The following is a 21448-nucleotide window of genomic DNA, read 5'->3' as shown; positions in this document are numbered from 1 at the left end:
CTCCTGCCCTTATTCGGCGCCAGAGAAGTCTTCAAGCGTTTCGCCGGCGGCCAATGTGACATACGCCTTGCGATAACCCTTGCGCTGACCGAGACCGTTCGCGGAACGCTTGGTCTTGCCCTTGATGTTCAGGACCTGAACGCTGTCGACCTTCTTGCCGAAGAGTTCCTGGACGGCCACCTTGATCTCGGGCTTGGTCGCGTCGTCCGCCACCTTGAACACATACTGATTGCGCTCAGCAGCCATGGCGGCCTTCTCGGTCACGTGCGGACCCAGCAGGACCTTGAATACACGTTCCTGGTTCATGCCAGCTTCTCCTCGAATTGGCGCAGTGCGGAGACGGTGACCAGCACCTTGTCGAAGGCGACCAGGCTCACCGGATCGGCGGCGGCGACATCCACGACATCCACGTTGGGGATGTTGCGGGCGGCGAGGTAGAGGTTCTCGTCGACTTCTTCAGTGACGATCAGAACCTTTTCCAAGTTCAGCTCACCGAGTTTGGCAGCCAGTTGCTTGGTCTTCGGGCTGTCGACCGCGAAGCTATCGACGGCAACCAGGCGCTCCTGACGAACCAGTTCGGACAGGATCGAGCGCATGGCGGCGCGATACATCTTGCGGTTGACCTTCTGCGAGTGGTCCTGCGGACGCGCTGCAAAGGTCACGCCACCGGCACGCCAGATCGGCGAACGGATGGTACCGGCACGGGCACGGCCGGTGCCCTTCTGACGCCACGGCTTCTTGCCGCCGCCACGGACGTCGGAGCGGTTCTTCTGAGCACGGGTGCCCTGACGACCACCGGCCAGATAGGCGGTGACGACCTGATGCACGAGTGCTTCATTGAAATCTTTGGCGAAGGTGACATCGGACACTTCGATGGTGCCGGCACCGGCGCCTGCGAGATTCAGATTCATCGGTTAACTCCCCTCAGCCTGCTTTGACGGCGCTGCGCACGATCACATCGCTGCCGGTGGCACCGGGAACGGCACCCTTGACCAGCAACAGATTGCGCTCGGCATCGACACGGACGACTTCCAGGGTGTACACGGTGCAACGGGCATTGCCCATCTGGCCGGCCATCTTCTTGCCCTTGAACACGCGACCCGGCGTCTGGCACATGCCGATCGAGCCCGGTGCACGGTGGGCCAGGGAGTTACCATGGCTGTTGTCCTGGGTATGGAAATTCCAGCGCTTCACCGCGCCTTGATAACCTTTACCCTTGGAGGTACCGGTCACGTCGACACGCTGACCAGCTTCAAAGAGGGATACGGTGATTTCGCCGCCCACCTGCGGAGCTTCGGCACCTTCATCCAGGCGGAACTCCATCAGTGAACGACCGGCCTCGACACCTGCCTTGGCGAACTCGCCCGCCTGGGCTTTCGTCAGGTGCTTGGCCTTGCGGGAGCCGGTTGTCACCTGAACCGCGGCGTAACCGTCGGACTCGACGGACTTGATACGCGTCACGCGATTCGGCTCAACTTCGATAACGGTTACGGGCACGGAGGCACCGTCTTCGGTAAAGACACGGGTCATCCCGGCCTTTTTACCGACCAAACCGATAGTCATGCTTAGTCTCCTTTAGTGTACGGGGCTATCACCCGCTATGGCTGCCCTTTCCAGAGCATTCCACTAGCACGTTGTGTAACGCCATCCCGGCGTGGCGGCTGCTGAACCTCTGGACTGCTCGGCGAGGAACGCTGGGCCGCGAGTGTCTAGTGTGGTATCAGTCGAGCTTGATCTGCACGTCCACGCCAGCGGCGAGGTCGAGCTTCATCAGCGCATCAACGGTTTTTTCGGTCGGCTCGACAATATCGAGCACACGCTTGTGGGTACGAATCTCGTACTGGTCACGAGCGTCCTTGTTCACGTGCGGTGAAACCAGCACGGTATAGCGCTCGCGATTGGTCGGCAGAGGGATCGGACCCCGGACCTGGGCGCCGGTACGCTTGGCGGTATCCACGATCTCCGCAGCGGACTGGTCGATCAGGCGATGGTCGAAAGCCTTCAACCGAATGCGAATCTTCTGGTTCTGCATTTGCCCTAAACTCCAATGGATCTTGACGGCGCGAGCCGTCAACCCACGCATTCAAAGGATGCGCATTATAGGCGCCCCGAACTCAGGAGTCAAACCCCTGCTTGGGTGCGCAAGAAAGGGGGCTCCTCACGGAGCCCCCTTCGATCGGTCGAGCGATAGTGCAGCTTACTCGACGATCTTGGCCACGACGCCGGCGCCGACGGTACGGCCACCTTCACGCACGGCGAAACGCAGGCCGTCATCCATGGCGACCGGAGCGATCAGGGTCACGACCATCTTGACGTTGTCGCCCGGCATGACCATCTCGATGCCTTCCGGCAGTTCACAGGTACCAGTGATGTCGGTGGTACGGAAGTAGAACTGCGGACGATAGCCCTTGAAGAACGGCGTGTGACGACCGCCTTCGTCCTTGGACAGCACGTAGACCTCACCCTCGAACTTGGTGTGCGGGGTGATGCTCTTCGGCTTGGCCAGCACCTGGCCACGCTCGACGTCGTCACGCTTGGTGCCACGCAGCAGGGCACCGATGTTCTCGCCGGCACGACCTTCGTCGAGCAGCTTGCGGAACATCTCGACACCGGTGACGGTGGTCTTGACGGTGTCCTTGATGCCGACGATTTCGGCTTCGTCGCCGGCCTTGACGATGCCGCGCTCGACACGACCGGTCACCACGGTACCGCGGCCGGAGATGGAGAAGACGTCCTCGATGGGCATCAGGAACGGCTGATCGATGGCGCGCTCCGGCTCCGGGATGTAGGCATCCAGGGCTTTGATCAGCTCGGCAACGGCGGTGGTGCCCATGCCGTTGTCGTCCTTGCCTTCCAGCGCCATCAGAGCGGAGCCGGTGATGATCGGCAGGTCGTCACCCGGGAAGTCGTACTCGCTGAGGAGTTCACGGACTTCCATTTCGACCAGCTCGAGCAGCTCTTCGTCGTCGACCATGTCGGCCTTGTTCAGGAACACGACGATGGACGGCACGCCGACCTGGCGAGACAGCAGGATGTGCTCGCGCGTCTGCGGCATGGGGCCGTCGGCAGCGGAACAGACCAGGATGGCGCCGTCCATCTGGGCAGCACCGGTGATCATGTTCTTGACGTAGTCGGCGTGTCCCGGGCAGTCGACGTGTGCGTAGTGGCGCACTTCGGACTGGTACTCGACGTGTGCGGTGGCGATGGTGATACCACGCTCACGCTCTTCCGGTGCGTTGTCGATGGAATCAAACGCACGGGCGTCACCGCCGAAGACTTCAGCGGACACACGAGTCAGGGCCGCAGTCAGCGTGGTCTTGCCATGGTCGACGTGACCGATGGTGCCGACGTTGACGTGCGTTTTGGAACGTTCGAATTTTTCCTTAGCCACTGCTATGACCTCTTTACGTTAGCTAACGGTTAACCGTTCTGATTGATGACGGCTTCAACGACGCTGGACGGCGCCTCTTCGTAATCCGCAAACTCCATGGTGTAGCTTGCGCGGCCCTGTGTCTGAGAGCGCAGGTCGGTTGCGTAACCGAACATCTCAGCCAGCGGCACGGTGGCGTTGATGATCTTGCCGGTCGGCGAGTCATCCATCCCATGCACCAGGCCGCGACGGCGGTTGAGGTCGCCCATCACATCACCCATGAATTCTTCGGGTGTCACGACTTCGACCTTCATCACCGGCTCGAGCAACACGGCCTTGGCCTTGGGAGCGCCTTCCTTGATCGCCATGGAAGAGGCGACCTTGAACGCGGTCTCGTTAGAGTCCACGTCATGGTAGGAACCGTCGAACAGCGTAACCTTGACGTCAATCATCGGGTAGCCCGCGATGACACCGTTCTGAAGCTGCTCATAGGCCCCTTTCTCGACAGCGGGCACGTATTCCTTGGGAACCACGCCGCCGACGATTTCCGAAGCGAACTTGAAGTTCATTTCTTCGTCTTCGCCCTTGTCCTCGGCTGTCAGCGGCTCGATGCGCAGATACACATGACCGTACTGACCACGACCGCCGGACTGACGGACGAACTTGCCTTCCTGCTCGACACTGTGGCGGATGGTTTCACGGTAGGCCACCTGGGGCTTGCCGATGTTGGCATCCACCTTGAACTCGCGACGCAGGCGATCAACGATGATGTCCAGGTGCAGCTCACCCATGCCGGAGATGATGGTCTGCCCTGTTTCCTCGTCGGTCTTGACCTGGAAGGACGGATCCTCCTGGGCCAGCTTGCCGAGGGCCGTGCCCATCTTTTCCTGATCGGGCTTGGACTTCGGCTCGACCGCCACGGAAATCACCGGATCCGGGAACTCCATGCGCTCGAGAACGATCTTGTCGGTCAGGTCGCACAGGGTGTCACCAGTGGTAACGTCCTTGAGGCCGATGCAGGCGGCGATGTCGCCGGCCAGCACTTCCTTGATCTCCTCGCGGGAGTTGGAGTGCATCTGGACGATACGGCCGACACGCTCCTTCTTCTGCTTGACGGAGTTGTAGACGCTGTCGCCGGACTTCAGCACGCCGGAGTAGACGCGAATGAAGGTCAGGGTACCGACATAGGGGTCGGTGGCGATCTTGAACGCCAGAGCGGCGAAGGGCGCCTTGTCGTCGGCCTCACGGGTCGCGACGGTGCCGTCCTTGTCGTCCAGCTCGCCCTCGATGGCCTTGACCTCGGTGGGAGACGGCATGTACTCGATGACACCGTCCAGCACCGCCTGCACGCCCTTGTTCTTGAACGCGGAGCCGCAGGTCACCAGGACGATCTCGTTGTCGAGGGTACGACGACGCAGGCCGGCCTTGATGTCTTCCTGGGACAGGTCGCCCTCTTCGAGGTACTTGTCCATCAGCTCTTCGGAGGCTTCTGCCGCCGACTCGACCATGTGCTCGCGGTATTCCTGAGCCTTGTCCTGCAGCTCGGGCGGAATGTCCACCAGGTCATAGTTCATCCCGAAGTTGGCTTCATCCCAGAGGATGCCCTTCATCTGGATGAGGTCGATGACGCCCTTGAAGTTGTCTTCCGCGCCCCAGTTGATCTGGATCGGCACGACATTGGCGCCCAGCTTGGTCTTCAACTGGTCGAGGACCATGAAGTAGTCGGCACCGGCACGGTCCATCTTGTTGACGAACACCATGCGCGGGACTTCGTACTTGTTGGCCTGACGCCACACGGTTTCGGTCTGCGGCTGCACACCGGAGGAACCGCACAGCACCACGACGGCACCGTCGAGCACACGCAGGGAACGCTCGACCTCGATGGTGAAGTCGACGTGCCCCGGGGTGTCGATGATGTTGATGCGGTGCTCATCGAACTGCTTGTTCATGCCCTGCCAGAAACAGGTCGTCGCAGCGGAGGTGATCGTGATGCCACGCTCCTGTTCCTGCTGCATCCAGTCCATGGTGGCCGCGCCATCATGAACTTCGCCGACCTTGTGCGAAAGGCCGGTGTAGAACAGCACACGCTCGGTCGTGGTGGTCTTGCCGGCGTCGACGTGAGCCACGATACCGATATTGCGGTAACGCTTTAGCGGAGTCTTGCGAGCCACGATGTAACTCCCGTTGGTTGGCGATGCGGTTTAGAAGCGGTAGTGAGAGAATGCCTTGTTGGCTTCTGCCATGCGATGCACGTCTTCACGCTTCTTGACGGCCGAACCTTTACCTTCGGCGGCATCCAGCATCTCGCCAGCCAGACGCTGCACCATGGTCTTCTCGCCGCGACGACGAGCCGCGTCCACCATCCAGCGCATGGCGAGCGCCTGACGGCGGGACGGACGGACTTCGACCGGCACCTGATAGGTCGCCCCGCCAACACGGCGCGACTTGACCTCGACCATCGGCTGGATGGTTTCCAGCGCCTTGTCGAAGATCTCCAGCGGCTCTTCCTTGCTACGCTCGGCAACCCTGTCCAGCGCACCATAGACGATGCGCTCAGCTACGGACTTCTTGCCGCTGATCATCAGGTGGTTCATGAACTTCGCCAGGCGCTCGCTTCCGAACTTCGGATCCGGCAGGATTTCGCGCTTGGCCGCAACTCTTCTTCTAGGCATGATAAGCCCTCGTTGAAGGGTCCTTCAGGTAAACCCGAGACGACTCAAGGGCGCTCGACCTTACTCTTATCAGACCGTGACTAGTGGTATCTCGTCGGCCGTAGCCGTGGCGTCGGCGACCTGGATCAGGTCTTCGGACGCTTGGTGCCGTACTTGGAACGGCCTTTCTTGCGGTTCTGCACGCCGGAGGTATCCAGGGCACCGCGAACGGTGTGATAACGCACACCCGGAAGGTCCTTGACGCGGCCGCCACGGATCAGGACCACGGAGTGCTCCTGGAGGTTGTGACCTTCACCACCGATGTAGGAAGCGACCTCGTAGCCATTGGTCAGGCGCACGCGGCAGACCTTACGCAGGGCCGAGTTCGGCTTCTTCGGCGTGGTAGTGTAAACGCGGGTGCAGACGCCGCGCTTTTGCGGGCAAGCCTGCAGCGCCGGCACGTCGCTCTTGGCGGCCTGGCGCTTGCGCGGCTTGCGCACGAGCTGATTGATCGTTGCCATTTATTGCTCCAAATGGGTTGCCTGAATCGGAAGCGAGTAGCCGTTCGCTTCCTGTCTTGCGCACTTCACCAGTGGCGTGAGCGCACCCACCCCACTGTTAAAGGCTGCGCATTCTACTGGCTGATACGCCTCAACGTCAAGCACGACGCCTTGACAGGCGCCGTGCTTGAGCTTCGGCCATCAGAGTTCGTCGTCATCCGAGTCAAGCGCGGTGAGCTGAGCACCCAGCTCCTGCTCGACATCCTGTGCGGACGGATGCTCCAGACGCTCGGTATCCTCGCGCTTGCGGCGACGCTCGGCATGGTGCGTCAGTCCGGTGCCCGCCGGAATCAAGCGGCCGACCACGACGTTTTCCTTGAGGCCACGCAGGTAGTCGCGCTTGCCGGTCACAGCCGCCTCGGTCAGCACCCGCGTGGTCTCCTGGAAGGAGGCCGCGGAGATGAACGATTCGGTCGCCAGGCTGGCCTTGGTGATGCCCAGCAGCAGACGCTGGTACTTGGCCGGGAACTTGTCTTCCTGCTCCAGGCGCGCATTGGCCTCGAGAACCCGTACCAGTTCCGCCTGGTCGCCCGGCAGGAAGTCGGAATCGCCGGCTTCGGTGATTTCGACCTTGCGCAGCATCTGACGCACGATCACTTCGATGTGCTTGTCGTTGATGCCCACGCCCTGCAGGCGATAGACGTCCTGCACCTCGGCGACGATATACTTGGCCAGCTCGGCGATGCCCAGCAGACGCAGAATATCGTGCGGGTTGCTCGGGCCGTCCGAGATCACCTCGCCCTTCTCGACGGTCTCACCCTCGAAGACCGCGATCTGACGCGTCTTCGGAATCAGCATCTCGAAGGGTTCGCCATCTTCCGGCGTGATCGTCAGGCGACGCTTGCCCTTGGTTTCCTTGCCGAAGCTGATGACACCGCTGGTTTCGGCCAGCAGCGCCGGCTCTTTCGGCTTGCGCGCCTCGAAGAGGTCGGCCACACGCGGCAGACCACCGGTGATGTCCTTGTTGCCGGTCGCTTCGACCGGGATGCGCGCGACCACCTCGCCGACGCCGATGCTGGCACCGTTGTCCACGGACACGATGGCCTTGCCCGGCAGCGGGTACTGCACCGGCGTATCGGAGCCCGGCACGGTCACCGGATTGCCGGCGGCATCGGCCAGATGGATCATCGGGCGCTTGTCACGACCGGAGACCGGGCGAGCGGCCGACTCGATGACCTCGATGGAGGACAGGCCGGTCATCTCGTCCACGCTGCGGTAGATGGTGACCCCTTCGTCCATGTCGGCGTACTGCACCTGGCCTTCGGCCTCGGCGACGATCGGGTGGGTATGCGGATCCCACTTGGCCACCGCCTGGCCGGCTTCGACCTCGTCGCCATTCTTGACCGACAGCTCGGCGCCATACGGCAGCTTGTAGTACTCACGCTCGCGGCCATGGCCGTCGGCGACCGCCAGGGCACTGGAGCGGGATACCACGACCAGCTTGCCGTCGGAGCGCTCGACATGCTTCATGTTGTGCAGGCGCACTCGACCGCCGTGCTTGACCTGGACGCTGTCCACGGCGGAGGCCCGCGAGGCGGCACCACCGATGTGGAAGGTACGCATGGTCAGCTGGGTACCCGGCTCGCCGATGGACTGCGCGGCGATGACACCCACGGACTCGCCCACGTTGACCTGATGACCGCGTGCCAGGTCGCGACCGTAGCAGGCGGAGCAGATACCGTGACTGGTCTCACAGGTGATCGAGGCCCGCACCACGATCTCGTCGACGCCCATGGTGTCGAGTTCGGCACACCACTTCTCATCGAGCAGGGTCCCACGCGCAATCAGAACTTCCTCGGACTCGGGATCGATCACGTCCTGGGCGACCACGCGACCCAGCACCCGCTGCGCCAGGGAGACCATGATGTCACCGCCCTCGATGACCGGGTGCAGCGTCAGGCCTTCCTCGGTACCGCAGTCGGCCTCGGTGATCACCATGTCCTGGGCCACATCGACCAGACGCCGCGTCAGATACCCGGAGTTGGCCGTCTTCAGGGCCGTGTCCGCCAGGCCCTTGCGCGCGCCGTGAGTCGAGATGAAGTACTGCAGTACGTTCAGGCCCTCACGGAAGTTGGCGACGATGGGGGTCTCGATGATCGAACCATCCGGCTTGGCCATCAGGCCACGCATGCCGGCCAGCTGACGGATCTGCGCGGCACTGCCGCGGGCACCCGAGTCGGCCATGATGAAGACGCTGTTGAAGGAATCCTGCTCGACCTCGTTGCCATCACGGTCGATCACGTTCTCCTTCGAGATACCGGTCATCATCGCCTTGGCGACCTGGTCATTGGCGCGTGCCCAGATATCGATGACCTTGTTGTATTTCTCGCCCGCGGTCACCAGACCGGAGGAGAACTGGTCCTCGATTTCCTTGACCTCTTCCTCGGCGCCCTCGACGATCTCGGCCTTGGAATCCGGGATGACGAAGTCGTTGACGCCGATGGAAGCGCCGGACCAGGTCGCCATGCGGAAGCCGGTGTACATCAACTGGTCGGCAAAGATCACCGCCGGTTTCAGGCCGGCACGCCGATACACCTCGTTGATCAGCGCCGAGATGGCCTTCTTCTTCATCGGCTGGTCGACCAGCGAGAAGGGCGCGCCCTCGGGCAGAATGCGGAACAGCAGCGCACGGCCCACGGTGGTGTCGTAGATCTTGCGGCTGAAGGTCTTTTCACCGCCCTCTTCCTCGATGATCACTTCATCGAGGCGTACCTTGACGCGGGCATGCAGCGACACGCTCTGGGTACCGAAGGCCCGCTCGACCTCGTCGAGGCCGGCGAACACCATGCCCTCGCCCTTGGCGTTGATGCGCTCGCGGGTCATGTAATAGAGCCCGAGCACCACGTCCTGAGACGGCACGATGATCGGCTCGCCGTTGGCCGGTGACAGCACGTTGTTGGTGGCCATCATCATGGTGCGCGACTCGAGCTGCGCTTCCAGGGTCAGCGGTACGTGCACCGCCATCTGGTCGCCGTCGAAGTCGGCGTTGTAGGCGGCACACACCAGCGGGTGCAGCTGGATGGCCTTGCCCTCGATCAACAGCGGCTCGAACGCCTGGATGCCCAGACGGTGCAGAGTCGGCGCACGGTTGAGCAGCACCGGGTGCTCGCGAATGACCTCGGCGAGGATATCCCAGACCTCGGGCAGCTCGCGCTCGACCATCTTCTTGGCCGCCTTGATGGTCGAGGCCTGGCCGTTGTGCTGCAGTTTGGAATAGATGAACGGCTTGAACAGCTCGAGCGCCATCTTCTTCGGCAGACCGCACTGATGCAGACGCAGGGTCGGGCCGACGGTGATGACCGAGCGGCCGGAGTAGTCGACACGCTTGCCCAGCAGGTTCTGACGGAAACGTCCCTGCTTGCCCTTGATCATGTCGGCCAGCGACTTCAGCGGGCGCTTGTTGGAGCCGGTGATGGCGCGACCGCGGCGGCCGTTGTCGAGCAGGGCGTCGACCGCTTCCTGCAGCATGCGCTTCTCGTTGCGCACGATGATATCCGGCGCATTGAGGTCGAGCAGCCGCTTCAGGCGGTTGTTGCGGTTGATCACGCGCCGATACAGATCGTTGAGATCGGAGGTGGCGAAACGACCGCCATCCAGCGGCACCAGCGGGCGCAGATCCGGCGGTAGCACCGGCAGCACTTCCATGATCATCCAGGCCGGATCATTGCCGGAGCCCTGGAAGGCTTCCAGCAGCTTCAGGCGCTTGGTCAGCTTCTTGATCTTGGTCTCGGAGTTGGTCTGCGGGAGTTCCTCGCGCAGACGCTCGATCTCTTCGTCGAGATCGATATCCTTGAGCATGGCCTGCACGGCTTCGGCACCCATGCGGGCATCGAAGTCGTCGCCGAATTCCTCGAGGGCCTCGAAGTACTGTTCGTCGTTCAGCAGTTGCCCGCGCTCGAGCGTGGTCATGCCCGGGTCGACGACCATGAAGCTTTCGAAGTACAGCACGCGCTCGATATCACGCAGGGTCATGTCCAGGAACATGCCGATACGCGACGGCAGGGACTTGAGGAACCAGATGTGCGCGACCGGGCTGGCCAGTTCGATGTGGCCCATGCGCTCACGACGCACGGCGGCCTTGGTGACCTCGACGCCGCACTTCTCGCAGATGATGCCGCGATGCTTCATGCGCTTGTACTTGCCGCACAAGCATTCGTAATCCTTCACCGGACCGAAGATCTTGGCACAGAACAGGCCATCGCGTTCCGGCTTGAAGGTACGGTAATTGATGGTCTCAGGCTTCTTGACTTCGCCGAATGACCAGCTGCGGATCATGTCTGACGACGCCAGAGTAATCTTGATCGCGTCGAATTCGTCGGACTGAGACTGCGATTTGAGGACTTTCACCAAATCTTTCATGGGTCGGCTCCGTTGCGGAGTTGTCATGGGCGGGGGCGCGCACGCCCCCGCGGACCGTCATACTGAGAAGCGCCGTTACGGCAGCCTCAGCTCTCCAGTTCGATGTCGATACCCAGCGAGCGGATTTCCTTCACCAGCACGTTGAAGGACTCCGGCATGCCCGCCTGCATGGCATGGTCACCATCCACAATGCTCTTGTACATCTTGGTGCGACCCTCCACGTCATCGGACTTCACGGTGAGCATCTCCTGGAGTGTGTAGGCTGCGCCGTAGGCCTCCAGGGCCCAGACCTCCATCTCCCCGAAGCGCTGGCCACCGAACTGGGCCTTGCCGCCCAGCGGTTGCTGCGTGACCAGCGAGTAGGAGCCGGTGGAGCGCGCATGCATCTTGTCATCCACCAGGTGGTTGAGCTTGAGCATGTACATGTAGCCCACGGTGACCGGTCGATCGAAGGCTTCACCGGTACGGCCATCGTAGAGCGTCATCTGACCGGATTCCGGCAGACCGCCCAGGTCCAGCAGATGCTTGATCTCGTTCTCGCGGGCGCCGTCGAAGACCGGCGTGGCCATCGGCACACCCGACTTGAGGTTCTTCGCCAGGGCGATGACCTCTTCATCGGACAGCGACTCGAGCTCCTCGACCTTGGTGCTGGTGGCCGTGTTGTAGACCTGCCCCAGGAAGTCACGGATCTCGCTGACCTGCTGCTCGCGGGCATCGCGCAGCATCTCCTCGATTCGCACGCCCAGACCGCGCGCGGCCATGCCGAGGTGGGTCTCGAGGATCTGCCCGACGTTCATGCGCGACGGTACGCCCAGCGGGTTGAGGATCAGGTCGATGGGCTCGCCGCTGTCGTCGTAAGGCATGTCCTCGATCGGCATGATCGCCGAGATGACACCCTTGTTGCCGTGACGGCCGGCCATCTTGTCGCCGGGCTGCATGCGGCGCTTCACGGCCAGGTAGACCTTGACGATCTTGAGCACGCCGGGCGCCAGGTCGTCGCCCTGAGTCAACTTGCGCTTCTTGTCCTCGAAACGCTCGTCCATCTCCTTGCGACGCTGTTCCAGCTGCTCATCGGCCTGGGCCAGCAGCTCGTTGAGCGACTCGTCCTGCATGCGCAGCTTGAACCACTGTTGACGCGGCAGCTCGTCCAGGTACTCGTCCGACAGCACATCACCCTTCTTGAGCTTGGGCCCACCGTTGACCGCCTGGCCGGACAGGGTGCGCTTGAGACGCTCGAAGGTCGCGTCTTCGGCGATGCGATAGGTCTCCTGAAGGTCCTTGCGCACTTCATCGAGCTGCTGCTGCTCGATGGACAGGGCACGCGAGTCCTTCTCGACACCATCACGTGTGAACACCTGAACGTCGATGACGGTGCCCTTCATGCCGGTCGGCGCACGCAGCGAGGTGTCCTTCACGTCGGACGCCTTCTCGCCGAAGATGGCGCGCAGCAGCTTCTCTTCCGGCGTCAGCTGGGTCTCGCCCTTGGGCGTGACCTTGCCGACCAGGATGTCACCCGCGCCGACCTCGGCTCCGATGTAGACCACACCGGCTTCGTCCAGCTTGGACAGCGCCGACTCGCCCACATTGGGGATATCCGAGGAGATCTCTTCGGCGCCCAGCTTGGTGTCGCGGGACACACAGGTCAGCTCCTGAATATGGATGGACGTGAAACGGTCTTCCTGGACGGCCCGCTCGGACAGCAGGATGGAGTCCTCGAAGTTGTAGCCGTTCCAGGGCATGAAGGCGATGCGCATGTTCTGACCCAGGGCCAGGTCGCCCATGTCGACGGACGGACCGTCGGCCAGGATGTCGCCGCACGCCACCGAGTCGCCGGTGTGCACGATCGGACGCTGGTTCATGCAGGTATTCTGGTTGGAACGCAGATACTTGGTCAGGTTGTAGATATCAACGCCGGCTTCACCGCCGATGATCTCATCCTCGTTGACCCGCACCACGATCCGCTTGGCATCCACCGAGTCGATGACGCCGCCACGACGGGCCACGGCACAGACACCCGAGTCACGCGCCACGAAACGCTCCATGCCGGTACCCACGAAGGGCTTCTCGGCACGCAGGGTGGGCACGGCCTGACGCTGCATGTTGGCGCCCATCAGGGCGCGGTTGGCGTCGTCATGCTCGAGGAACGGGATCAGCGCCGCCGCCACGGACACCACCTGACGCGGCGAAACGTCCATCAGCGTCACCTGCTCGGGGCGCATGAAGGAAGTCTCGCCACGGTGACGCGCCTGGACCAGGTCGTCGACCAGATGGCCGTTCTCGTCGACGGTCGCCGAAGCCTGGGCGATGACGAAGTCGCCCTCCTCGATGGCCGAGAGGTGCACCACCTCGTCGGTGACCTGACCGTTGGCTACCTTGCGGTAAGGCGTCTCCAGGAAGCCATAGCTGTTGGTATGGCTGTAGGTCGCCAGCGAGTTGATCAGGCCGATGTTCGGGCCTTCCGGGGTCTCGATCGGGCACAGGCGACCATAGTGGGTCGCATGGACGTCACGCACCTCGAAGCCGGCACGCTCACGGGTCAGACCACCCGGGCCAAGCGCGGAGATACGCCGCTTGTGAGTGACCTCGGAGAGCGGATTGTTCTGGTCCATGAACTGCGACAGCTGGCTGGAACCGAAGAACTCCTTGACCGCCGCCGCCACCGGCTTGGCATTGATCAGGTCCTGCGGCATCAGGCCTTCGCTCTCGGCCATGGACAGGCGTTCCTTGACCGCGCGCTCGACGCGCACCAGCCCGACGCGGAACTGGTTCTCGGCCATCTCGCCGACACAACGGATGCGGCGGTTGCCAAGGTGGTCGATGTCGTCGACATCGCCGAAGCCGTTGCGGATATTGATCAGCTCGCCCAGCACATCGAGGATGTCGCGCTGATCGAGAACACCGGAACCCGTGTCGCCTTCGCGACGCAGGCGACGGTTGAACTTCATGCGGCCGACACCGGACAGGTCATAACGATCTTCGGTGAAGAAGAGGTTATTGAACAGGGTCTCGGCGGCTTCCTTGGTCGGCGGCTCGCCGGGACGCATCATGCGGTAGATCTCGACCAGTGCCTCGAGCTGGGAACCCGTGGTGTCCAGCTTGAGGGTGTCGGAAATGAAGGGGCCGCAATCCAGGTCGTTGGTGTAGAGCGTCTCGATGGTGGTGATGCCGGCCTGACCCAGGCTTTCCAGCAGCTCCGCAGTGATCGCGGTATTGCAGGGGCAGATCAGTTCGCCGGTATTCGGGTTGACCTGATCCTTGGCCAGCGTCTTGCCGAACAGGTAGTCCATCGGCACTTCGAGACGTTCCAGCCCGGTCTTCTCGAGCTGGCGGATATGCTTCTGGGTCACGCGACGACCTTCCTCGACGATGACGTTGCCGTCGGCGTCCTTGATGTCGAAGGTCGCGGTTTCGCCGCGCAGGCGCGACGGCACCAGGTCCACGGAGAAACCGGATTTCTCGATGTGGAAGGTGCTGGTGGCGAAGAACTCGTCGAGGATCTCCTCGGAGCTCATGCCCAGCGCGCGCATCAGCACGGTCGCCGGTAGTTTGCGGCGACGGTCGATGCGCACGAAGACGTTGTCCTTGGGATCGAACTCAAAGTCGAGCCAGGATCCGCGATAGGGAATCACGCGTGCGGAGTAGAGCAGTTTGCCGGAGGAATGGCTCTTGCCCTTGTCATGGTCGAAGAACACGCCCGGGCTACGATGCAGCTGGGAGACGATGACACGCTCGGTGCCATTGATGACAAAGGTGCCGTTTTCCGTCATCAGGGGGATTTCCCCCATGTAGACTTCCTGCTCCTTGATGTCCTTGATCGCCTTGTTCGACGAATCCTTGTCGTAGATGATCAGACGAACCTTGACGCGCAAGGGAGCCGAATAGGTGACGCCACGCAGTTGACATTCCTTGACGTCGAACGCCGGCGTACCGAAACGATAGCTGACATACTCCAGTGCGGCGTTGCCAGAAAAGCTCTCGATCGGGAACACGGAGCTGAAGGCGGCGTGCAGGCCGACGTCAAAGCGTTCTTCGGGTGACCGATCCTGCTGGAGAAAGTCGTAATAGGAATCAAGCTGGATGGCCAGCAGGTAAGGCACATCCATCACTTGGGGCAGTTTGCCGAAATCCTTGCGGATGCGTTTTTTCTCAGTGTATGAGTAAGCCATCTGTATTCCCCAGCTTGTTCACCATGGGTGACCGATGCGTGTCGGCGCCACCCGACGGAGTCGGCTCCGTCAGGCGCTGACGGCGAGCCCCCGGTAGAGGCTCGCCATCGGAATTCGGCTGGCCGTCAGCGTGCAACGTTGCCGGCCAGCAACAACAGAAAAAGGCCGGCAGCGGGTGTCCCGCCACCAGCCGTACAAGCTTACGCCGCGCGTAAAGCCTGTGGCGCCAAGAGTTACTTGACTTCCACAGAAGCGCCGGCTTCTTCGAGCTTGGTCTTGGCCTCTTCGGCATCGTCCTTGGACATGCCTTCCTTCAGAGTGGCCGGCACGCCGTCGACAGCGCCCTTGGCTTCTTTCAGGCCCAGGCCAGTGATCTCGCGGACGGCCTTGATGACGTTGACCTTCTTGTCGCCAGCGCCGGTCAGCACCAGGTCAAACTCGGTCTGCTCTTCCTCGGCTTCGGCTTCGCCGCCGCCACCCGGGCCTGCCACGACAGCCGCCGCAGCGGAGACGCCGAACTTCTCTTCCATCGCCTCGATCAGCTCAGCGACTTCCATCACGGACATGTCGGCAACGGCGTTGATGATGTCTTCTTGGGTAAGTGCCATTTTCACTTTCCTAACTTTGCGGGAGTCTCGGTCATCCGATGACTCGGTGATTCAATAGTCGTTTTGCGTGAAGCAGTCGAAATCGCCGTTCAGGCGGCTTCTTCCTGCTTCTGGTCACGCAACGCAGCGAGGGTACGAACCAGCTTGCCGGCGGACGCTTCCTTCATGACGGACATCAGCTTGGAGATGGCTTCGTCATGGGTCGGCAGATTCGCCAGGCGATCGAGGTCGCTTGCCGGGATGAACTCGCCTTCGTATGCCAGCGCCTTGATCTCGAGGTTCTTCTCGGTCTTGCCGAACTCCTTGAACAAACGAGCGGCAGCGCCCGGATGGTCAGTGGAGAAGGCCAACAGAGTCGGACCCACGAAGGTCTCGTTCAGGCACTCCCACTGAGTGCCCTCCAGGGCGCGGCGTGCCAGAGTGTTGCGGACAACACGCATCTGCACGCCATTCTCGCGGGCCTGCTTGCGCAGATCGGTCATCTTGCTGACCGGAACACCACGAGAGTCGGCAACTACGACGGAGAGAGCATCCTTGGCCGCTTCACTCACCTCGGCAACAATCGCTTTCTTGCCTTCTAGTGCTAGTGGCACAGTGATCACTCCTTCGTGTCGGAAGCTCGCAGGAGCCTTCCGATGGTTACCATCTCCCCCGCCGATATCGGCGAGGGTCCTGGGAGATGGTGCTCACCAGCTGGCTGGCGGCAACACCATCTGCGCAGGCCATCCGGCGGGATGATTAAGTCGCCGTTCGCCAGCGACACCTGCGGTCTTTGACGGTGCCCCGCCGGCTCCTGTCGAAACAGCGCACGGGGACCGCAAAGTCATTTGCCTCTTGTTCTCCGCGCTTAGACCAGCGCGGAATGGTCGAGGGTCACGCCGGGGCCCATGGTGGTGGACAGCGAGACCTTCTTGAAATACACACCCTTGGACGTGCTCGGCTTGAGCTTTTTCAGGTCGGCGATGAGTGCTTCCAGGTTGCCCCGGATGTCACCCGCTTCGAAATCGACCTTGCCGATGGTGGTGTGAATAATGCCGTTCTTGTCGCTGCGGAAGCGCACCTGACCGGACTTGGCGTTCTTCACCGCCGTGGCCACGTCAGGTGTCACCGTGCCAACCTTGGGGTTGGGCATCAGGCCGCGCGGACCCAGGATCTGGCCCAGCTGGCCGACGACACGCATGGCGTCCGGCGAAGCGATCACGACATCAAAGTCGAGCTGGCCTTTCTTGACCTGCTCGGCCAGGTCGTCCATGCCGACGATGTCGGCACCGGCTTCCTTGGCAGCATCGGCGTTATCGCCCTGGGTAAAGACGGCAACACGCACGTCCTTGCCGGTACCGTTGGGCATGACCGTGGAACCACGGACAATCTGGTCGGATTTGCGCGGATCGACCCCGAGATTGATGGCGACGTCGACAGACTCCTTGAACTTCACGGTGGAGAGTTCGGAAAGGAGCTGGACCGCCTCATCCAGGCTATAGGCCTTGTTCGGGTCGACCTTTTCACGGAACAGCTTGGCACGTTTGGTCAGCTTGGCCATGATCAGAGACCCTCCACATTCAGGCCCATGCTACGGGCGCTACCAGCAATGGTACGAACCGCGGCATCCATGTCGGCAGCCGTCAGGTCCGGCTCCTTGGACTGCGCGATCTCTTCGAGCTGCTCACGCGTCACGGTGCCGACCTTGTTACGGTTCGGCTCACCGGAACCGGACTTGATACCCGCTGCCTTCTTCAGCAGCACCGCCGCGGGCGGCGTCTTGGTGATGAAGGTGAAGCTGCGGTCGGCATAGACGGTGATGACGACCGGCGTCGGGATACCCGGCTCGAGGTTCTGCGTCTCGGCGTTGAAGGCCTTGCAGAACTCCATGATATTGACACCGTGCTGACCCAGCGCAGGGCCCACGGGAGGGCTAGGATTGGCCTTGCCAGCTGCCACCTGCAGCTTGACGTAAGCCTGTACTTTCTTGGCCATGATGTAGACTCCAGTTGGGTAGTAACGCCTTGCGGCTCCCCGGGTTAGACGGCCAACTGCGCAGCCGCCACAAACAGGCTCAGATCACTCTTTCTCGACCTGAGCGAATTCAAGTTCGACTGGCGTGGAACGACCGAAGATCAAGACGCTGACCTGCAGACGACTCTTGTCGTAATTGACCTCTTCGACCACGCCATTGAAGTCGGCAAAGGGCCCGTCGACGACACGCACGGACTGCCCCGGTTCGAAGACGGTCTTGGGCCGCGGCTGTTCCGTGCCTTCACGAACATGGCTGAGAATGGCGTCCGCTTCACGCGTCGTGATGGGCGCCGGCTTCTCCTTGGTTCCGCCGATGAAGCCCATGACACGCGGTGTCTCATTGACCAGGTGCCAGCTTTCATCGGTCATTTCCATCTCGACCAGTACATAGCCGGGATAGAATTTGCGTTCACTCTTGCGGCGTTTGCCGTCACGCATTTCGACAACTTCTTCTGTCGGCACCAGAATCTCGCCGAAGCTATCCTCCATGCCGTACATCTTCACGCGCTCATGAAGAGAACGCATGACATGCTTTTCGAAGCCGGAATAGGCGTGTACGACGTACCAACGCTTGGACATGCAGACTCCTAACCAATGACGCCGGACATCGCCCAGCCAAGAAGCGTGTCGATCAGCCACAGCATCAATCCGACCACCAGGACGGCCGCCAGCACAATGGCAGTGGTCTGAATGGTTTCGGGACGAGTCGGCCAGACAACGCGCTGAATTTCCTTCTTCGCCTGACGAGCCAGCTCGAGCAGTTCGCGGCCCTTGGTGGTTGTCAGTGCTACCATCGCGGCGACAGCGCCCAGCGCGACAACACCCAGCACCCGATAAAGCAGGGCCACGTCGGTGAAATAGGTATTCCCGACGACAGCAAGAACCAGCAGAATGACGACAACCGCCCATCTGAGACCGTCGTGGCGCGACTCCTGCACCTCGGCGTTATGTTTCATGACCACAAGACTCCTCAGGGGCAGCAATCGAAAACAAACCAGTATACAAGATGATGCCAGCCTGGGGAAGACTGGCAGGCCAGGAGGGACTCGAACCCCCAACCTGCGGTTTTGGAGACCGCTGCTCTGCCAATTGAGCCACTGGCCTGTATGCCTTCATGATTCGCCTTTGCAGCGAACCCGAGCGACAGCGTGCGCCATCATAGCGAAAGGCGCACTACTTGACAACCCCTCCTGGCTCGCTCGCCCACCAGGAGCATAAAGAAAAGGCGAGCCAATGCTCGCCTTTTCAAGATGGAGCTCATGGACGGATTTGAACCGTCGACCTCACCCTTACCAAGGGTGTGCTCTACCCCTGAGCTACATGAGCCAAACATCGGCGCCAGGCGCCTGGAACAATGGAGCGGGCAGCGGGGATCGAACCCGCATCATCAGCTTGGAAGGCTGAGGTTCTACCATTGAACTATGCCCGCCTGCCTCACTCCGTGCCGCTCTCGCCAGGCGAGGACAGCAGAATCTGGTGGAGGGAGGAGGATTCGAACCTCCGAAGCTTTCGCGGCAGATTTACAGTCTGCTCCCTTTGGCCACTCGGGAACCCCTCCAACTGGCGGAGCATTTTACAGCTCCACGTTCCGATGTCAAGTGGCTGATTTTCCATCATAAGCCGTCAAACTCATGATCGCCGCCCCGGAACGAGCACGTATTCTGTCAAAGCAGCATGGAGAATGCAAGACCGGCCCGTATCTTTTCCAGCGTCACGGGACGCGGCACCGTCGGCGCGCCTGACATGCGCCCGGCGCGTTCGGCCGCGGTCAACGGGAAGCACGCCTCGAGGCCGCCATAGACCATGTCCGGCCAGATGGCATGCGGTGCCTGAATCCCTCTCGACACCACCCGGGCATCCCCGCCCGTCACCAGGAGCGGCAAGGCCACTCCCTGCTGATCACAGACTTCACTGTACACCCGATTGACCGCACTCACCGCGGCCATGTAGATGCCGTGATTGACAGCTTCCACGGTGCGCACGCCGGGCTCCAGCAGCTCGTCGGCTTCGCTGTCGGGGTCGATCGCCACATTGCGCGTCCCCAGCTTCAGGCTCTCCTTCATGAGGCGCAACCCGGGCAGAATATAGCCCCCCAGATGCCTGCCACCCGGCAGCACGAAGTCCATGGTGATGGCACTCCCGCAGTCCACCGAGCAGCAGCCACCGGCCAGCTGGTAGCCGGCCAGAACCCCCATCCAGCGATCCACGCCGAGGCGTCCGGGCTCTTCGTACCCATTGGTCACCCCCAGGGCTTCGGGGACGGAGCGTGCCACATGCACCGCCCCGACCCGATCGCGCAACAGTGCCACTGTCTGGGCCAGCACGGCCTTGCGTGCCACACTGGAAATGCGCACCGACTCCACGACATCCAGATCCGGAATATCCGCGCCGGGCCGCCACTCTTCACGCGTCCAGACGGCACCGCGTGAGCGAATCTCGCTGCTGTCGGCATCCTTGAGCCGCCATTTCGACAAGGTATTGCCGATATCCAGGTCCAGGATCATGAGCGGCTCCGCACACTGATCTCCCCACCCGCCAGCTTCCAGCGCTCGGCATCGCGTCTGACCCACAGGTTCCCGGACGCATCCACCTGCTCGGCGATCGCGGTGTCACGTCGCTCCCCGTGGAGAATATCGACTTGCTGCTCGGCAAGCGCATGGCGTTGATTCCACGCTTCCTGCCAACCGGCGAAGCCAATTTCCTCGAAGCAAGCCAGCATCGGCATCAACTCCCCCAGGAGCTCGGCCGCCAGCTGGTTGCGAGACAGCTCAGGGGCCTGATCGCGTACCGCGGATACAGGCTGCTCGATACTGGCGCGGAAGGCGGCGGGCAGATCGACATTGATCCCCATGCCGATCACGGCTTCACAGGGCCCGGCAGCGTCGCCACTCATCTCGACCAGAATGCCCGCCAGCTTGCCGTATGCGCCACTCTCGGTGTCCAGCAACACATCATTGGGCCATTTCAAGCGCGGCATGACCCCGTGCGCCTCCAGCACGCGTGACAAGGCAACGCCGACAGCCAGGCTCAAGCCCTCCATGGCCGCTATGCCCGACTCGAAACGCCAGCCCACCGAGAGCATCAGCGTGCGTCCCCAGGGCGTCACCCAGGTTCGCCCACGCCGTCCCTTGCCGGCACTCTGCTGCTCGACGAAGCAGACCTCACCGTGACCTGCTCCCTGAGCGAAGCGCTCACGCATGAACTGGTTGCTCGAAGGCAGCACTTCCTCGACAAACAGCCGGGTAACACCGCCTCGAGCCTCGCGCGGCAAGCCCGCCACGATGGCGCTGCCATCAAGCAGCTCGAGGGGTTCGGCCAGACGATAGCCCTGCCCCTTGACGGCTTCCATGGCAATGCCCAGCGACTCAAGCTTGCGCAACTGCTTCCACACCGCTGCTCGAGACACACCCAGGCGCTCTCCCAGTTGCTGACCAGAGTGAAACTCGCCGTCACTCAGCAAACGGATCAGATCTCCGATGGTCATGCACAAGCCCCAACCAAGCAAAACCCGTATTCTATCGGAACAGGCCCCTCCCTGAAATTCGCCTTATCGCTACACCGCCATTTCAAGACCCACCCAGGCAGCTCATCGCCCGAAAACCGGACATAAAAAAATCCCCCGGGAAGCCCCGAGGGATTTTTCATGTAAGTGCCTGACGCCTCTGCGGCGCCTGGCAAGGCCTGGTCATCGTACAGGCACAAACAAAAGCCCCCAACTCCA

18 protein-coding genes and 4 tRNA genes are annotated in these 21448 nt (G+C 61.8%); all 22 read right to left on the bottom strand.

Features of this window, described 5'->3' with window-relative positions; translation table 11 throughout:
- Positions 1 to 9 precede the first annotated feature (9 nt).
- Positions 10 to 306 carry a 50S ribosomal protein L23 gene (gene rplW / locus HHA01_RS11715; protein ID WP_141320892.1) on the bottom strand — a complete coding sequence of 99 codons (297 nt, stop codon included), beginning with the start codon at positions 304 to 306 and terminating at the stop codon, positions 10 to 12.
- Positions 303 to 911 (bottom strand): 50S ribosomal protein L4, encoded by a 609-nt coding sequence (rplD, locus tag HHA01_RS11710; RefSeq protein ID WP_141320890.1) that lies wholly within the window; start codon positions 909 to 911, stop codon positions 303 to 305. Before rplD ends, rplW begins: the two co-directional genes overlap by 4 nt.
- Before the next feature lie 13 nt (positions 912 to 924).
- Entirely contained in the window at positions 925 to 1563 is a 639-nt protein-coding gene (gene rplC / locus HHA01_RS11705; RefSeq protein ID WP_141320888.1) for a 50S ribosomal protein L3, read from the bottom strand.
- Positions 1564 to 1720: 157 nt separating this feature from the next.
- Positions 1721 to 2032, bottom strand: coding sequence for a 30S ribosomal protein S10 (gene rpsJ / locus HHA01_RS11700; RefSeq protein WP_089848256.1), 312 nt, complete (start codon positions 2030 to 2032; stop codon positions 1721 to 1723).
- Positions 2033 to 2197: 165 nt separating this feature from the next.
- Entirely contained in the window at positions 2198 to 3391 is a 1194-nt protein-coding gene (tuf, locus tag HHA01_RS11695; RefSeq protein WP_141320886.1) for an elongation factor Tu, read from the bottom strand.
- Between the two features lie 29 nt (positions 3392 to 3420).
- Positions 3421 to 5541 (bottom strand): elongation factor G, encoded by a 2121-nt coding sequence (gene fusA / locus HHA01_RS11690; protein WP_141320884.1) that lies wholly within the window; start codon positions 5539 to 5541, stop codon positions 3421 to 3423.
- A 30-nt stretch (positions 5542 to 5571) separates the two neighbouring features.
- Positions 5572 to 6042 carry a 30S ribosomal protein S7 gene (gene rpsG / locus HHA01_RS11685; RefSeq protein WP_013330989.1) on the bottom strand — a complete coding sequence of 157 codons (471 nt, stop codon included), beginning with the start codon at positions 6040 to 6042 and terminating at the stop codon, positions 5572 to 5574.
- 125 nt (positions 6043 to 6167) lie between these two features.
- Positions 6168 to 6542, bottom strand: coding sequence for a 30S ribosomal protein S12 (gene rpsL, locus HHA01_RS11680; protein WP_141320882.1), 375 nt, complete (start codon positions 6540 to 6542; stop codon positions 6168 to 6170).
- A gap of 180 nt (positions 6543 to 6722) precedes the next feature.
- On the bottom strand, positions 6723 to 10940 hold the full coding sequence (rpoC, locus tag HHA01_RS11675; RefSeq protein ID WP_141320880.1) for a DNA-directed RNA polymerase subunit beta': 4218 nt from the start codon (positions 10938 to 10940) through the stop codon (positions 6723 to 6725).
- A gap of 86 nt (positions 10941 to 11026) precedes the next feature.
- Positions 11027 to 15106 carry a DNA-directed RNA polymerase subunit beta gene (gene rpoB, locus HHA01_RS11670; protein WP_141320878.1) on the bottom strand — a complete coding sequence of 1360 codons (4080 nt, stop codon included), beginning with the start codon at positions 15104 to 15106 and terminating at the stop codon, positions 11027 to 11029.
- Between the two features lie 233 nt (positions 15107 to 15339).
- Complete coding sequence (gene rplL, locus HHA01_RS11665; protein WP_141320876.1) at positions 15340 to 15714, bottom strand: 50S ribosomal protein L7/L12; 375 nt, start codon at positions 15712 to 15714, stop codon at positions 15340 to 15342.
- 89 nt (positions 15715 to 15803) lie between these two features.
- Positions 15804 to 16307, bottom strand: a complete 504-nt coding sequence (gene rplJ, locus HHA01_RS11660; protein WP_141320874.1) for a 50S ribosomal protein L10 — start codon at positions 16305 to 16307, stop codon at positions 15804 to 15806.
- A gap of 254 nt (positions 16308 to 16561) precedes the next feature.
- Positions 16562 to 17254: a 50S ribosomal protein L1 gene (gene rplA, locus HHA01_RS11655; RefSeq protein WP_141320872.1), complete on the bottom strand. Its 693-nt coding sequence runs from the start codon at positions 17252 to 17254 to the stop codon at positions 16562 to 16564.
- A 2-nt stretch (positions 17255 to 17256) separates the two neighbouring features.
- Positions 17257 to 17688: a 50S ribosomal protein L11 gene (gene rplK / locus HHA01_RS11650; protein ID WP_141320871.1), complete on the bottom strand. Its 432-nt coding sequence runs from the start codon at positions 17686 to 17688 to the stop codon at positions 17257 to 17259.
- A gap of 84 nt (positions 17689 to 17772) precedes the next feature.
- On the bottom strand, positions 17773 to 18306 hold the full coding sequence (gene nusG / locus HHA01_RS11645; protein ID WP_141320870.1) for a transcription termination/antitermination protein NusG: 534 nt from the start codon (positions 18304 to 18306) through the stop codon (positions 17773 to 17775).
- Positions 18307 to 18314: 8 nt separating this feature from the next.
- On the bottom strand, positions 18315 to 18683 hold the full coding sequence (secE, locus tag HHA01_RS11640; RefSeq protein ID WP_141320869.1) for a preprotein translocase subunit SecE: 369 nt from the start codon (positions 18681 to 18683) through the stop codon (positions 18315 to 18317).
- Positions 18684 to 18755: 72 nt separating this feature from the next.
- A tRNA-Trp gene (locus tag HHA01_RS11635) sits at positions 18756 to 18831 on the bottom strand.
- Between the two features lie 147 nt (positions 18832 to 18978).
- Positions 18979 to 19053: transfer RNA gene (locus tag HHA01_RS11630), tRNA-Thr, on the bottom strand.
- Between the two features lie 29 nt (positions 19054 to 19082).
- Positions 19083 to 19156: transfer RNA gene (locus HHA01_RS11625), tRNA-Gly, on the bottom strand.
- 45 nt (positions 19157 to 19201) lie between these two features.
- Positions 19202 to 19285: transfer RNA gene (locus HHA01_RS11620), tRNA-Tyr, on the bottom strand.
- 106 nt (positions 19286 to 19391) lie between these two features.
- Entirely contained in the window at positions 19392 to 20231 is an 840-nt protein-coding gene (locus tag HHA01_RS11615; protein ID WP_141320868.1) for a type III pantothenate kinase, read from the bottom strand.
- A complete protein-coding gene (locus HHA01_RS11610; protein ID WP_141320867.1) occupies positions 20228 to 21211 on the bottom strand; it encodes a biotin--[acetyl-CoA-carboxylase] ligase in 984 nt (327 codons plus the stop codon). The genes HHA01_RS11615 and HHA01_RS11610 overlap by 4 nt, the downstream gene beginning before the upstream one ends.
- Positions 21212 to 21448: the final 237 nt, after the last annotated feature.

This window comes from Halomonas halmophila, assembly GCF_006540005.1.
Taxonomy (GTDB): Bacteria; Pseudomonadota; Gammaproteobacteria; order Pseudomonadales; family Halomonadaceae; genus Halomonas; species Halomonas halmophila.
The sequence above is the reverse complement of the archived record's forward strand: the minus strand, read 5'-3'. Positions and strand labels throughout refer to the sequence as shown.